Annotated in this window: 15 protein-coding genes; 12 read left to right on the top strand and 3 right to left on the bottom strand. The window is 66.0% G+C overall.

Going from position 1 to position 13,607, the window contains the following annotated elements; all coding sequences use genetic code 11:
• The first annotated feature begins 50 nt into the window (after positions 1 to 50).
• The 12 genes from motA (at position 51) to QZ749_RS19290 (ending at position 10,872) form a co-directional block, all read left to right on the top strand.
• Complete coding sequence (gene motA / locus QZ749_RS19345; protein ID WP_296950001.1) at positions 51 to 911, top strand: flagellar motor stator protein MotA; 861 nt, start codon at positions 51 to 53, stop codon at positions 909 to 911.
• Positions 911 to 1,885, top strand: a complete 975-nt coding sequence (motB, locus tag QZ749_RS19340) for a flagellar motor protein MotB (RefSeq protein ID WP_296949999.1) — start codon at positions 911 to 913, stop codon at positions 1,883 to 1,885. The genes motA and motB overlap by 1 nt, the downstream gene beginning before the upstream one ends.
• 25 nt (positions 1,886 to 1,910) lie before the next feature.
• Complete coding sequence (locus tag QZ749_RS19335; RefSeq protein WP_296949997.1) at positions 1,911 to 2,459, top strand: chemotaxis protein; 549 nt, start codon at positions 1,911 to 1,913, stop codon at positions 2,457 to 2,459.
• 235 nt (positions 2,460 to 2,694) lie between these two features.
• Positions 2,695 to 3,060 (top strand): response regulator, encoded by a 366-nt coding sequence (locus QZ749_RS19330; protein ID WP_296949996.1) that lies wholly within the window; start codon positions 2,695 to 2,697, stop codon positions 3,058 to 3,060.
• Between the two features lie 29 nt (positions 3,061 to 3,089).
• Positions 3,090 to 5,258, top strand: a complete 2,169-nt coding sequence (cheA, locus tag QZ749_RS19325) for a chemotaxis protein CheA (RefSeq protein WP_296949994.1) — start codon at positions 3,090 to 3,092, stop codon at positions 5,256 to 5,258.
• 34 nt (positions 5,259 to 5,292) lie between these two features.
• On the top strand, positions 5,293 to 5,787 hold the full coding sequence (locus QZ749_RS19320) for a chemotaxis protein CheW (protein WP_296949993.1): 495 nt from the start codon (positions 5,293 to 5,295) through the stop codon (positions 5,785 to 5,787).
• Between the two features lie 70 nt (positions 5,788 to 5,857).
• Complete coding sequence (locus tag QZ749_RS19315; RefSeq protein WP_296949991.1) at positions 5,858 to 6,715, top strand: CheR family methyltransferase; 858 nt, start codon at positions 5,858 to 5,860, stop codon at positions 6,713 to 6,715.
• 10 nt (positions 6,716 to 6,725) lie between these two features.
• Complete coding sequence (gene cheD / locus QZ749_RS19310; protein ID WP_296949989.1) at positions 6,726 to 7,325, top strand: chemoreceptor glutamine deamidase CheD; 600 nt, start codon at positions 6,726 to 6,728, stop codon at positions 7,323 to 7,325.
• 17 nt (positions 7,326 to 7,342) lie between these two features.
• Positions 7,343 to 8,416 (top strand): chemotaxis response regulator protein-glutamate methylesterase, encoded by a 1,074-nt coding sequence (locus QZ749_RS19305; RefSeq protein WP_296949988.1) that lies wholly within the window; start codon positions 7,343 to 7,345, stop codon positions 8,414 to 8,416.
• A gap of 126 nt (positions 8,417 to 8,542) precedes the next feature.
• Positions 8,543 to 8,938 (top strand): chemotaxis response regulator CheY, encoded by a 396-nt coding sequence (cheY, locus tag QZ749_RS19300; protein ID WP_060566987.1) that lies wholly within the window; start codon positions 8,543 to 8,545, stop codon positions 8,936 to 8,938.
• A 1-nt stretch (position 8,939) separates the two neighbouring features.
• Positions 8,940 to 9,590: a protein phosphatase CheZ gene (gene cheZ / locus QZ749_RS19295; RefSeq protein ID WP_296949984.1), complete on the top strand. Its 651-nt coding sequence runs from the start codon at positions 8,940 to 8,942 to the stop codon at positions 9,588 to 9,590.
• A 73-nt stretch (positions 9,591 to 9,663) separates the two neighbouring features.
• Complete coding sequence (locus tag QZ749_RS19290) at positions 9,664 to 10,872, top strand: EAL and HDOD domain-containing protein (RefSeq protein WP_296949982.1); 1,209 nt, start codon at positions 9,664 to 9,666, stop codon at positions 10,870 to 10,872.
• Between the two features lie 118 nt (positions 10,873 to 10,990).
• On the opposite strand, the gene QZ749_RS19285 is transcribed toward QZ749_RS19290, so the two are convergent.
• The 3 genes from QZ749_RS19285 to QZ749_RS19275 form a co-directional block, all read right to left on the bottom strand.
• Positions 10,991 to 11,746, bottom strand: a complete 756-nt coding sequence (locus tag QZ749_RS19285; RefSeq protein ID WP_296949980.1) for a PilZ domain-containing protein — start codon at positions 11,744 to 11,746, stop codon at positions 10,991 to 10,993.
• A gap of 101 nt (positions 11,747 to 11,847) precedes the next feature.
• Positions 11,848 to 12,687 (bottom strand): pantoate--beta-alanine ligase, encoded by an 840-nt coding sequence (panC, locus tag QZ749_RS19280; protein ID WP_296949978.1) that lies wholly within the window; start codon positions 12,685 to 12,687, stop codon positions 11,848 to 11,850.
• Between the two features lie 27 nt (positions 12,688 to 12,714).
• On the bottom strand, positions 12,715 to 13,587 hold the full coding sequence (locus tag QZ749_RS19275) for a ScpA family protein (protein WP_296949977.1): 873 nt from the start codon (positions 13,585 to 13,587) through the stop codon (positions 12,715 to 12,717).
• Positions 13,588 to 13,607 lie beyond the last annotated feature (20 nt).

Below are 13,607 nucleotides of genomic sequence, written 5' to 3'. Positions count from 1 at the left end.
AGCTTGCATCCAAACCGGGCGCGTTCCCGGATTCACAGATCGGGAGTCCCGTGTTTGTCATTGTTGGTTACGTCATCGTCGTCGCGTCCGTCATCGGCGGATTCGTCCTGAGCGGCGGCCATGTGGCCGCGCTCATGCAGCCGCTGGAAGTGCTGATGATCGGCGGCGCCGCCGTCGGCGCCTTCTTCGTCGGCAATACCCCCAAGGCCGTCAAGGCCACCATGAAGGCGCTGCCGAGCCTGTTCAAGGGTTCGAAGTACACGCGCGAGATGTACATGGAACTGATGTCGCTGATGTTCGACGTCCTGTCCAAGGTCCGCAAGGAAGGCCTGATGTCGATCGAGGGCGACATCGAAAGCCCGGAGCAGAGCCCGGTGTTCTCGAAATACCCGATGGTCCTGGCCGACCACCACATCGTCGAATTCATCACCGATTACCTGCGTTTGATGGTTTCCGGCAACATGGATGCCTTCCAGATCGAAAACCTGATGGACAACGAGATCGAGACCCATCACCATGAGGGTCATGTCCCGGCGCAGTGCATCGCCAAGCTGGGCGACGGCCTGCCGGCGTTCGGCATCGTGGCGGCGGTGATGGGCGTGGTGCACACCATGGAATCGGTGGGCGCGCCGCCGGCCGAGCTGGGCATGCTGATCGCGCACGCGCTGGTCGGCACCTTCCTCGGCATCCTGCTGGCCTACGGCTTCGTCGGCCCGCTGGCCAGCCTGCTGGAGCAGAAGCTGGAAGAGTCGACCAAGATGTTCCAGACCGTGAAGGTGACGCTGCTGGCCAGCCTGAACGGCTATGCCCCGGCGCTGGCCGTGGAATTCGGCCGCAAGGTGCTGTACTCGACCGAGCGTCCGACGTTCGCGGAACTGGAAGACCATATCAAGAAAGCGAAGAGCAAATAATGGCTGACGAAGGCCAGAAGCCCATCATCGTCAAGCGCATCAAGAAGGGCGGCCATGGGCACCATGGCGGCGCCTGGAAGATCGCCTATGCCGACTTCGTGACGGCGATGATGGCGTTCTTCCTGCTGATGTGGCTGCTCGGGTCGACCACCAAGGGCGACATGGAAGGCATCGCCGAATTCTTCAAGACCCCGCTGAAGGTCGCGCTGCAGGGCGGTTCCGGCTCGGGCGACAGCACCACGATCCTGCAGGGCGGCGGCCAGGACCTGACGCGCCGCGCCGGCCAGGTCAAGCGCGGCGAGGTGGCGCCGGACAAGAAGGTCTACGACATGAAGTCGGCGCGCGCGCTGGTCGAGCAGGAAGAGGCGAACCGCCTGAAGGTGCTCAAGGAGCGCATCGAGCAGACCATCACGGCCAACCCGCTGCTGCGCAAGTACAAGAACCAGCTGCTGCTGGACATCACCACCGAGGGCCTGCGCATCCAGATCGTCGACGAGAAGAACCGCCCGATGTTCGCCACCGCCAGCGCCGAGCTGCAGCCGTATGCGCGCGACATCCTGGACGTGCTGGGCCTGGTGCTGAACGACGTGCCGAACCGCATCAGCCTGTCCGGCCATACCGACGCCACGCCCTACATGACGGCGGCCGGCTACAGCAACTGGGAACTGTCGGCCGACCGCGCCAACGCCTCGCGCCGCGAACTGCTGCGCGGCGGCATGTCGGACGCCAGGATGCTGCGCGTGGTGGGCCTGGCCGATGCCGCCCACCTCGACCGCAAGGATCCGTTCAACCCGATCAACCGCCGCATCAGCATCCTGGTCATGAACAAGCGTACCGAGGAAGCCGTGCTGCGCGACGGCACCGGGCTGGACGTGTCGGGCGAAGACCCGGACGCGGCCATCAAGGCGGTCGCCGGGGCCACCGGCGGCGGGCTGGCGCCGGAGGCGACGGACCAAGCGGCGGAAAAGAAGTAGAGGGCGCAACGCCCGGGAGGACGCGATGACAAGAAAAAAGATACTTGGGTCACATGTGAAGCGCCTGCTGTCGGGCGTCTCCGCCCATGGCCGGCGCCACCTGACCGAGGTCGAGACCGATCTCGTGCAGACCACGCTGCTGCTCGAGGAGGCCGTCGAGAAGCTGACGTCCAGCTTCATGGCGATCCACAGCACCGTCGAGGCCAGCCAGGCGGCGATCGACCGCCTGGTCGCGGGCCAGGCCCCGACGGCCGAGGAAAGCGCGCGCCTGGCGGCGATGTCGGGCGAGATCGGCCAGCACGTGAACACGGCCATCACCAGCATGCAGTTCCAGGACATGACCAGCCAGCTGCTCGACCGCACGCTGCGCCGCGTGACCGGCCTGCGCGAATTCCTCACCACGCTCAGCGAGCACGGCGCGGACATCCTGCCGGAATCGGACAGCGACGAGATCGTGGAACGGCTGGGCAAGGTCAGCATGGCGCTGGCCATCCAGTCGCTGGAACTGCGCAGCATGCTGCGCAAGTCGGTGGAGCAGAAGCACCTCGAAAGCGGCGACGTGGAGTTGTTCTGACGGCGATACTGAAATCATGGGGTCAGAGCCCGGTTCATCCGGGTGGGCTCTGACCCCATCTGACTAGAAAAAAGTACGAATTTAGTGATCAGGTCAGAATCCGGTTTTACAATCCGATATTGACACCCAAAAAACTGTGGCTGGGCAACCGGCGCGTATGAAAACCGGGGTCGGAGCCCCTAAAAGAAGAACCGGGCTCCGACCCCCAGCGGGCTTGCCCCAGGAGCAAACAAACATGGCAAAAACGATTCTTGCGGTCGACGATTCGAGTTCCCTGCGCCAGATGGTGGCGTTCAGCCTGAAGGCCGCCGGCTACCAGGTGGTGGAAGCCGTCGACGGCCAGGACGGCCTGGAAAAGGCGAAAAACCAGAGCGTCGACCTGGTGCTGACGGACCAGAACATGCCCAAGATGGACGGCCTCATGCTGATCAAGGCCCTGCGCGGCTTGCCGGAGTACCAGAAGACCCCGATCCTGATGCTGACCACCGAGTCGTCCGACGAGATGAAGCAGAAGGGCCGCGCGGCCGGCGCCAATGGCTGGCTGGTCAAGCCGTTCGACCCGCAGCGCCTGATCGAGGTGGTCAAGAAAGTCATCGGCTAAGACGCGACAACGTAGACGACAGACCCATCATGACCATCGACATCAGCCAGTTTTACCAGGTCTTTTTCGACGAAGCGGAAGAGCTGCTCGCCGAAATGGAACGTTTGCTGCTGGCCGTCGACATCGCCGCGCCGGACGCGGAAGACCTGAACGCGATCTTCCGTACCGCCCACTCGGTCAAGGGGGGCGCATCGACGTTCGGCCTGAACGACATGAGCGAAGTGACGCACGTGCTCGAATCCCTGCTGGACCGGATCCGCAAGGGCGAAATGGCGCTCACGGCCCAGCACGTGGACGCCTTCCTGGCCGCCAAGGACATCCTCAAGATGCAGCTCGACGGCCACCGCAACGGCGCCGACGTCGACCAGGACGCCGTCGCCAACGTGCGCATGGTGCTGCACGACCTGTCCGAAGGCGTCGTGCCGGCGCACCAGCCGACCGTGCCGTCCTTCCTGCACGCCGAGCAGAAGCAGCAGGTCAGCGAAGGCGCGCACCGCTACAAGATCGAACTGCCCGACCTGGCCAAGCGCGACATCGACGCCCTCGTCGACGAACTGGGCCTGCTGGGACGCGTCTCGGTCGTGCCGCTGGAGGCCGGACGCACGGCGCTGATCATCATGACGCACGAGAGCCTGGACGACATCGTCGCCATCTGCTCCTTCGTGCTCGATCCGGACGACCTGAAGATCTTCGAGGCGCCGCCGCTCACGCCCGAGCAGCGCGCCAGGGAGGCGGCGGAACGCGCGCGCATCGAGGAAGAGCAGGGCTACGGCTTCTTCGACCCGGCCGACGACGGTGCGCCGGCCCAGGCCGCCGGCACCTCGGAAGACGAGCTCGGCTACGGCTTCTTCCAGCCGATCGAGCAGATCCGCCGCGAGGCCGGCATCGTCGCCGACGCGCCGGGCCAGCACGACGTCCACGAGCACGCGGCGCCGACCCAGGAGGCGCTCGACGCCGCCGCCGAGAAGAAGGCGGCCAAGAAGGCGGCCGACGCCGCCCACGCCCAGGCCGAATCGAGTTCGATCCGCGTGTCGATCGAGAAGGTCGACCAGCTGATCAACCTGGTCGGCGAACTGGTGATCACGCAGGCCATGATCGAGCAGCGCAGCGACGGCCTCGATCCGATGCTGCACCAGCGCCTGCTGCAATCGGTGTCGCAGCTGACCCGCAACACGCGCGACCTGCAGGAAGCCGTGATGTCGATCCGCATGATGCCGATGGACTTCGTGTTCTCGCGTTTCCCGCGCATGGTGCGCGACCTGGCCGGCAAGCTCGGCAAGAAGGTCGACTTCATCACCAACGGCGCCGCGACCGAACTGGACAAGGGCCTGATCGAGCGCATCGTCGATCCGCTGACGCACCTGGTGCGCAACTCGATCGACCACGGCATCGAACTGCCGGCCGCACGCAGCGCCGCTGGCAAGACCGAGGCGGGACGGCTGTTCCTGTCGGCGGCCCACCAGGGCGGCAACATCGTGATCGAGGTGGCCGACGACGGCGGCGGCCTGAACCGCGAGCGGATCCTCGCCAAGGCGAAGGAGAACGGCCTGGCCGTGTCCGACGACATGCCTGACGCCGACGTCTGGCAGCTGATCTTCGCGCCCGGCTTCTCGACCGCCGAGATCGTCACCGACGTGTCCGGCCGCGGCGTGGGCATGGACGTCGTCAAGCGCAACATCACGGCGCTGGGCGGCACCATCGACATCCGCTCCGCGCGGGGCTTCGGCACCACGATCCTGATCTCGCTGCCGCTGACGCTGGCGATCCTCGACGGCATGTCGATCCGCTGCGGCGAGGAGGTCTACATCCTGCCGCTCGGCTTCGTGGTCGAGTCGCTGCAGCCGGCGCGCGCCGACGTCAAGGAGATCGCCGGCCAGGGCCGCGTGGTCAAGGTGCGCGGCGACTACCTGCCATTGATTCCGCTGTACCAGATGTTCAACATCGAGCCGCGCATCACCGACCCGTGCCAGGGCATCCTGGTCATCCTCGAGACGGAAGGGCGCAAGGCCGCGCTGTTCGTCGACGAGCTGGTCGGCCAGCAGCAGGTGGTGGTGAAGAACCTCGAAGCGAACTACCGCAAGGTGGCCGGGATCTCCGGCGCCACCATCCTCGGCGATGGCGGCGTGGCGCTGATCCTGGACGTGGCCGCGCTGCTGCGCGCGTCGCGCCAGTTGACCGACGAATCGGTCGTCTCGTGAATCGCATCATCCCATTTTCTGACTAGGAACCGACATGTCCACCCAACCGACCACCAAGACCGACAACCACGACGGCAGCGGCAGCGAATACCTGGCCTTCACCCTCGGCTCCGAGGAGTACGGCATCGACATCCTGAAAGTGCAGGAAATCCGCGGCTACGAAGCGGTGACCCGCATCGCCAACGCGCCGGAATTCATCAAGGGCGTGATCAACCTGCGCGGCATCATCATCCCGGTGGTGGACATGCGCATCAAGTTCAAGCTCGGCACCCCGACCTACGACCAGTTCACCGTCGTGATCATCCTGAACATCGGCGGCCGCATCATGGGCATGGTCGTGGACAGCGTGTCGGACGTGACCACGCTGACCCCGGACCAGGTCAAGCCGGCCCCGGAAATGGGCACCGCGTTCAATTCCGAGTACCTGATGGGCCTGGGCACCGTCGACGAGCGCATGCTGATCCTGATCGACATCGACAAGCTGATGTCGTCCAGCGAAATGGGCCTGATCGACCGCATGGCGGCCTGACAAGGCAACGGCGCCAGGGACGCATGCGGGCCCGCGCGGCCCGCGAACCAGACCAACCCCGAGGAAAAACGTGGCGCTCACCACCAAACAGCATGCCAGGCAGGAAGCCGGCAAGGAATTCGACTTCACGCGCGCCGACTTCGAGCGCGTGCGCGGCCTGATCTACCAGCGCGCCGGCATCTCGCTGGCCGACAGCAAGCAGGAAATGGTCTACAGCCGCCTGGCGCGCCGCCTGCGCGCCACCGGCATCGCGTCCTTCGCGACCTATCTCGACAGCCTCGAGGGCAACCGCATGCCGGGCGAGTGGGAATCCTTCGTCAACGCGCTGACCACCAACCTGACCTCGTTCTTCCGCGAAGCCCACCACTTCCCGCTGCTGGCCGAACACGTGCTCAAGGCGAAGCGCCAGCACGGCACGCCGCTGACGATCTGGTGCTCGGCCAGCTCGACCGGCGAGGAACCGTACTCGATCGCGATGACGCTGTGCGAGGCGTTCAACACCCTGACGCCGCCCGCCACCATCGTCGCCACCGACATCGACACCAACGTGCTGGCCACGGCCAGCGCCGGCGTCTACCCGCAGGAACGCGTGGAGAAGCTGGAGCCGGAACGCCTGCGCCGCTTCTTCCTGAAAGGGAAGGGCGCCCAGGAAGGCCTGGTGCGCGTGCGCCCGGAGCTGCGCCAGCTGATCACCTTCCGCCAGCTGAACCTGCTGTCCGACGACTGGCCGGTGCGCGGCCCGTTCGACGCGATCTTCTGCCGCAACGTGATGATCTATTTCGACAAGGCCACGCAGCGCAAGATCCTGTCGCGCTTCGTGCCGCTGATGAAGCCGGACGCGCTGCTGTTCGCCGGGCACTCCGAGAATTTCCTGTACGTCTCCGACGCGCTGCGCCTGCGCGGCAAGACGGTCTACGAACTGAGCTAGCCGGAGCCCCATGGAAACCAACAGCCAGTTCGCCAGCAACGTCTACTACGACCGCACCTTCGACTGCGAGGCCGCCAAGATCTTGCCGGGAGAGTATTACTACACGTCCAAGGACATGCTGATCGTCACGGTGCTGGGCTCCTGCGTCTCGGCCTGCATCCGCGATCGCGTCAAGGGCCTGGGCGGCATGAACCACTTCATGCTGCCCGATGGCGGCGAGCCCGGCAATCCGGTGTCGGCGTCGATGCGCTACGGCACCTACGCGATGGAAGTGCTGATCAACGACCTGCTCAAGGCCGGCGCCCGGCGCGAGCACCTCGAAGCCAAGGTGTTCGGCGGCGGCGCCGTGCTGCGCGGCTTCTCGGCCATGAACGTGGGCGAGCGCAACGCCGCCTTCGTCGTCCAGTTCCTCAAGACCGAGCGCATCCCGGTGCTGGCCCAGGACTTGAACGACATCTACCCGCGCAAGGTGTATTTCTTCCCGCGCACGGGCAAGGTGCTCGTCAAGAAATTAACGCAAACCCATAACGATACGCTGGTGCAACGCGAACGCGACTACGCCAGCCGCCTCAAGGTCGCGCCCGTGGGAGGCGCCATCGACCTGTTCTGACGAGAAAGGCACAGACCATGACAGCCAACAAGATCAAAGTCGTGATCGTGGACGATTCCGCCCTGATCCGCAGCGTGATGTCCGAGATCGTGAATTCGCAGCCCGACATGGAAGTCGTCGGCGTGGCGCCCGATCCGCTCGTCGCGCGCGACCTGATCAAGCGCACCAACCCCGACGTGCTGACGCTGGACGTCGAGATGCCGAAGATGGACGGCCTCGACTTCCTCGAAAAACTGATGCGCCTGCGCCCCATGCCGGTGCTGATGGTGTCGTCGCTGACCGAGCGCGGTTCCGAGATCACCATGCGCGCGCTGGAACTGGGCGCCGTCGATTTCGTCACCAAGCCGAAGATCTCGATCCAGTCCGGCATGCGCGAGTACACCGAATTGATTACCGATAAGATCCGCGCCGCCGCGCGCGCGCGCGTCAAGGCGCGCAGCCTGCACGCGCCGGCCCCCGCCGGCGAGCTGCCCCAGCTGCGCAGCCCGCTGACGTCGTCCGAGAAGCTGATCATCATCGGCGCCTCCACCGGCGGCACCGAGGCGATCCGCGAATTCCTGATGCAGATGCCGTCCGACTGTCCCGGCATCCTGATCGCCCAGCACATGCCGGAAGGCTTCACGACCTCGTTCGCGCGGCGGCTGGATTCGCTGTGCCGGATCAGCGTCAGCGAAGCCCAGGGCAACGAGCGCGTGCTGCCGGGCCATGCCTACATCGCGCCGGGCCACTCGCACCTGCTGCTGCGCCGCTCGGGCGCCAACTACATGACGCACATCGAGCAGACCGAGCCGGTCAACCGCCACCGTCCGTCGGTGGACGTGCTGTTCCGTTCGGCGGCCCAGGCGGCCGGCAAGAACGCCGTCGGCGTGATCCTGACGGGCATGGGCAAGGACGGCGCACAGGGTATGCTGGAAATGAAGGCCGCGGGCGCCTACAATTTCGCCCAGGACGAGGCGTCCAGCGTAGTATTCGGTATGCCGCGCGAAGCGATCGCGATCGGCGCCGCGCACGAGGTGGCGGCGTTGACGGCGTTGCCGGGACTGGTGCTGGGCCACCTGGCGGCGCACGGCGGACGGGCGTTGCGCGTTTGATCCGCGCAATAGGCTTTCGCAGGGGTTTTATCGCCGTAGAGCAACAAAAATGCTATGCTTAGGCCTGCTGGCGCAGTGCCGAATCCAACCAACATAAATAGATTTAGAGAATCAACGGAGTATTTCATGGCTGATCCAAAGATGCGTTTTTTAGTTGTTGACGATTTCTCGACGATGCGACGCATCGTCCGGAATCTGTTGAAAGAACTGGGTTACGCCAACGTCGACGAAGCCGAGGACGGCGTCATGGCACTGGCAAAGCTGCGCAGCGAGCAATTCGACTTCGTGGTGTCGGACTGGAACATGCCGAACATGGACGGCCTGACCATGCTGCAGAACATCCGCGCCGATCCCGCGCTGGCCAAGCTGCCGGTGCTGATGGTCACCGCCGAAGCCAAGAAGGAAAACATCATCGCCGCCGCCCAGGCCGGCGCCAACGGCTACGTCGTGAAGCCTTTCACCGCCGCCACCCTGGACGAGAAGCTGAACAAGATCTTCGAAAAGATGGAAAAGGCTGCCTGAGATGAGCGAGCACATCGCCGAGCCGGCCTCGCACGAGGAAGTGCTGAGCCGGATCGGTCACATGACCCGCGCGCTGCACGAGAGCTTGCGCGGGCTGGGGCTGGACAAGCTGATCGAAAAGGCCGCCAGCGACATCCCGGATGCGCGCGATCGTCTCGACTACGTGGCGCGCCTGTCGGAAGATGCCGCCAAGCGCGTGCTGGACGCCACCGATGCGGCCAATCCGCTGCAGGACGGCATCGACGACCGTGCCGGTGAACTGAGCCGTTCCTGGCAGGCGCTGCTGGACGCGCCGCCGGGCTACGCGGCCCAGGGCGCCGACCAGCGCTGGCGCGCGCTGGCCGCGCAGACCATCGCCAGCCTGGAGGCCTCGCGCGGCGCCGCCAGCGCCACCAAGGGGCACCTGATGGACATCATGATGGCCCAGGACTTCCAGGACCTGACCGGCCAGGTGATCAAGCGCATCACCGGCATCGCCCAGAACCTGGAAAAGCAGCTCGTGCAGGTGCTGGTCGATTTCGCTCCGGAAGAGATCAAGCGCGAGCTGGACAACGGCTTGCTGAACGGTCCGCAGATCAATCCCGAAGGCAAGAGCGACGTCGTGGCCGACCAGGGCCAGGTCGACGACCTGCTCGACAGCCTCGGCTTCTGACGCAGCCTGCCGACGCAGTACCGGGCGGCGCCCGCCGCCCTTTCCCCTGGCTTCACCGGCATCGCGACAAGACATGCACCAGACCAACTTCATCGTCCGTGAGCCCTTGCTCGATCCGCAGCAGCGCGTCGTCGGCTACGAACTCGGCTGGCAACAGCAGTACGGCCTGGACGTGCGCAGCGCCGACCTCGAGTCGCTGGTCGGCTTCGTTGCCGACCATCTCGTCGATGCCGAGCGCGGCTGGCTGCTGCGCGACAAGCTGCTGTTCCTCGACGCCGTCCCCGCCATGTTCTCGCTCGACGCCCTGCATGCGCTGCCGCCCGAGCGCACCGTGCTGTCGGTGCACCTGCGCGACCTGGTCGACGTCGACGCCCGCGCCGCCGCCCAGGCCCTGCGCGCCGGCGGCGTCGGCATCTCGCTGCGCGGCGCCGACCTCAAGATCCTGGGACGCAACCTGTCCGTGATCGCGTCCTGGGCCGAGGTGCGCTTCAACGGCGAGGACGTCGCCGCCCAGGCGCGCACCTACGCGGCCGTCAAGCAGGCGTCGCTGCGCATGGTGGGACGCCCGGTCGCCAGCTGGTCCGACTTCGACGCCTGCGCGGCGCTGGGCCTGGACGCCTTCGTCGGCAAGCTGCACCTGACCCCGCGCAGCGGCCCGCCGGTCAAGGGCATGAACCCGAGCCAGACGATCATCCTGCAACTGATGCAGATGGTGCAGAACAACGAGGACGTGCCGAAGATCGAGGCGGTCATCAAGCGCGACCCCGCGCTGATCTACAAGCTGCTGCGCTTCATCAATTCGGCGGGCTTCGGCGCCGGCCGCGACATCCAGTCGCTGCGCCAGGCCATCGCCATGCTCGGCTATGCGCCGCTGTACCGCTGGCTGGTGCTGCTGCTGGCGACGGCGAGCGCCAGCGGCTATTCGCCGGTGCTGATGGAAACCGCCGTCGTGCGCGCGCGCCTGTGCGAGCTGCTGGGCTCGGCGGTGCTGGCGCCCGGCGAGGGCGAGCACCTGTTCGTGGCCGGCATGTTCTCGCTGCTGGACCGGCTGCTGGGCCTGCCGATGAAGGAAGTGCTGGACGCGATCCAGTTGCCGGAAGCGGTGGTGCAGGCGCTGCTGGCGCGCGAGGGCGTCTACGGCCCCTACCTGGCGCTGGCCGAGGCGTGCGAGCTGAATTCGACGCTGGTGGCCTCGATGGCCGCCGCGCTCGGGTTGAAGCCGCTGGAAGTGAACAAGGCGCATTTGTCGGCGCTGGCGTGGGCGCAGAACGTGGCAGCGTGAAAAGACGCGATATGGAATGACGTCGCCCCGGCGCAAGGCCGGGGCCCAATGCTTGCGTGCGCTGGATGCGCCTCGAACTTGGGCCCCGGCCTGCGCCGGGGCGACGCGAGGGAAACGGTCAGCGGCGCTGCTCGACCTTGGTGACCGCCCGGTCCAGGCTCTGGCGCATCTGCATCGACATGTTGGAAATCCGGCATCCCACCTGCACCTGCGCGCCCAGCAGGAAGGTGCGGAACGGCCGCAGCAGGCGCACCTCGAGGTCGGCCTGCACCACCAGCGACGGTCCCATCTCCAGTTCGACGTTCTCGATCTTCTTGCCGACGTAGAGTTCGAGCGCCTGTTCCGGCGTCGCGCGCAGGCCGACGCCGTTGCGCGAGAAGTCGTAGAGCGGCATGTCGAAGACCTTGCCCAGCAGCGTGAAGCGGGCGCCGTAGTTGCCGCCGACGGGCGTGTCGAGGCGCTGCTCGGCGCGCCGGTTCAGCACCAGGCACACCTCCGGGAAGGGCATCTGCACGCGCCTGCCGGCGCCGCGTACCATCGCCCAGTCCGCGTCCAGCTCGAACTGCATCTTGGCATTGCTGCCCAGCGCGGCGACGAAGGCGATCCTGCCCTCCGGCAGCGTGACGTCCTCGGCCAGGTCGAGCAGGAAGGTGCTGGCATCGGTGTCGATGGCGTCGATGCGCGCCATCGTGAAATCCCGTCCAGGCGGATAGACGGTCACGGCCTCGCCGGTGGCGGACAGCGTCGCCAGTGCATCGCCGATGTCGAACGGATCGCGCATTTCGTGCGCGATGCTGTTCAGGGTGATGCGCTCGACGGCGTCCGCTAAGCTGGGCGGGCCTTTGCGCATGGGCGCGAACGCGAGATCAGTCACGGTACCACTCCTTTTTACGGGGTTTGGGTAAAAAGCGGATTCCAGAGTCTAGCAAACACTGTTGATAATTTCTACAAATAAATTGCACAGAGGAATCTTTGTCAGATCTCGAGATTATCGATGAGACGCGTGGCGCCCAGTTTGGCGGCGGCCAGGACGACGAGGGGCGCGCCGGCAGCGTGTTCGTCGGCGCGCGGCGCCTGCAGGTTCATGCGCTTGCGGATCGCCACGTAGTCCGGCTGCCAGCCGCGCGCCGCCAGGCGGTCCATGGCGTCGCGCTCGAGGGCGGCCAGGTCCGGGTGGCCGGCGCGGGTCTGCTCGGCCACGTATTGCAGCGTCTGGTACAGGAACGGGGCTTCGGCGCGCTCATCGGCGGACAGGTAGCCGTTGCGCGAGGACAGCGCCAGGCCGTCCGTGGCGCGGAAGGTTTCGGCGCCGATGATCTCGGTGGGCAGCGCGAACTGGCGCGCCATGTTACGCACGATCATCAGTTGCTGGTAATCCTTCTTGCCGAACACGGCCACGCGCGGCTGCACGCAGGAGAACAGCTTGGTGACGACCGTGCAGACGCCGTTGAAGAAGCCGGGGCGGAACTCGCCTTCGAGGATGTTGCCGAGGTCGTCCGGCGGCTGCACGCGGTATTCCTGCGGTTCCGGGTACAGGTCCTTCTCGGTCGGCGCGAACAGCACGTAGACGCCTTCCTTTTCCAGCTTCTCGACGTCGGCCTGGAAGGTGCGCGGGTATTTGTCGAAGTCTTCGTTCGGGCCGAACTGCAGGCGGTTGACGAAGATCGAGGCGACGACCGGGTCGCCGTGCTTGCGCGCCAGGCGCATCAGCGACAGGTGGCCTTCGTGCAGGTTGCCCATGGTCGGCACGAAGGCGGTGCGCAGTTGTCCGCGCAGCTGGTCGCGCAGTTCGTCGATGGTGGAAATGATTTTCATGGTGGTATCAAGCGTTGGCACGCGCGCTCAGGCCGGGGAATAGGCCAGGCGCACGTAGATAGGCGCGAAAGGTTCGGCCTGGGTAATTTCGATCAGGGTTTCCTTGGCCAGTTCGAGCATCGCCACGAAGTGGACGACGACGACCGGCACCCCGGCATGGCCGCCGAACAGTTCCGAGAATTCGACGAAGCGCGCCCCCTGCAGCATGCGCAGGATGGCCGACATGTGCTCGCGCACCGACAGTTCCTCGCGGCCGATGCGGTGGTGCTGGGTGAGCTTGGCGCGCCGCAGCACGTCCATCCAGGCGCGCTGCAGGTCGTGCGGATCGACGTCCGGCCACAGCGGCGCCAGCCCCTGCTCGATCGGCAGGGCGGGGCGCAGGAAGTCGCGGCCCTCCTGCGGCAGGGTGCCCAGCTGCTGGGCCGCCAGCTTGATCTGCTCGTAGTCCAGCAGGCGGCGCACCAGTTCGGCGCGCGGGTCGCCCACGTCCTCGACCAGGTCGTCCTGGCGCTTGGGCAGCAGCATGCGCGACTTGATCTCGATGAGCATCGCCGCCATCAGCAGGTATTCGGCCGCCAGTTCGAGGTTGTGCTTGCGGATCTGCTCGACGTAGTCCAGGTATTGCAGCGTGACCTGGGCCATCGGGATGTCGAGGATGTTGAAGTTCTGCTTGCGGATCAGGTACAGCAGCAGGTCGAGCGGTCCCTCGAAGGCGTCCAGGAACACCTCGAGCGCGTCGGGCGGGATGTACAGGTCGGTGGGCAGGCGCAGCAGCGGCTCGCCGTACAGGCGCGCGATCGCGCTCTCGACGGCGTCGGGCGGCGCGGGCTCGCCGGGCGTGGCGCCGCCGCCGGCAACGGATCCGGCGCGCCCGTCGGGCGTCGCCTGCTCGGACGTCATCGTCGCCGGCCTCGGATGGG

This window comes from uncultured Massilia sp. (genome assembly GCF_913773735.1).
Taxonomy (GTDB): domain Bacteria; phylum Pseudomonadota; class Gammaproteobacteria; order Burkholderiales; family Burkholderiaceae_D; genus Telluria.
This window is presented reverse-complemented; position numbering and strand designations above follow the sequence as displayed.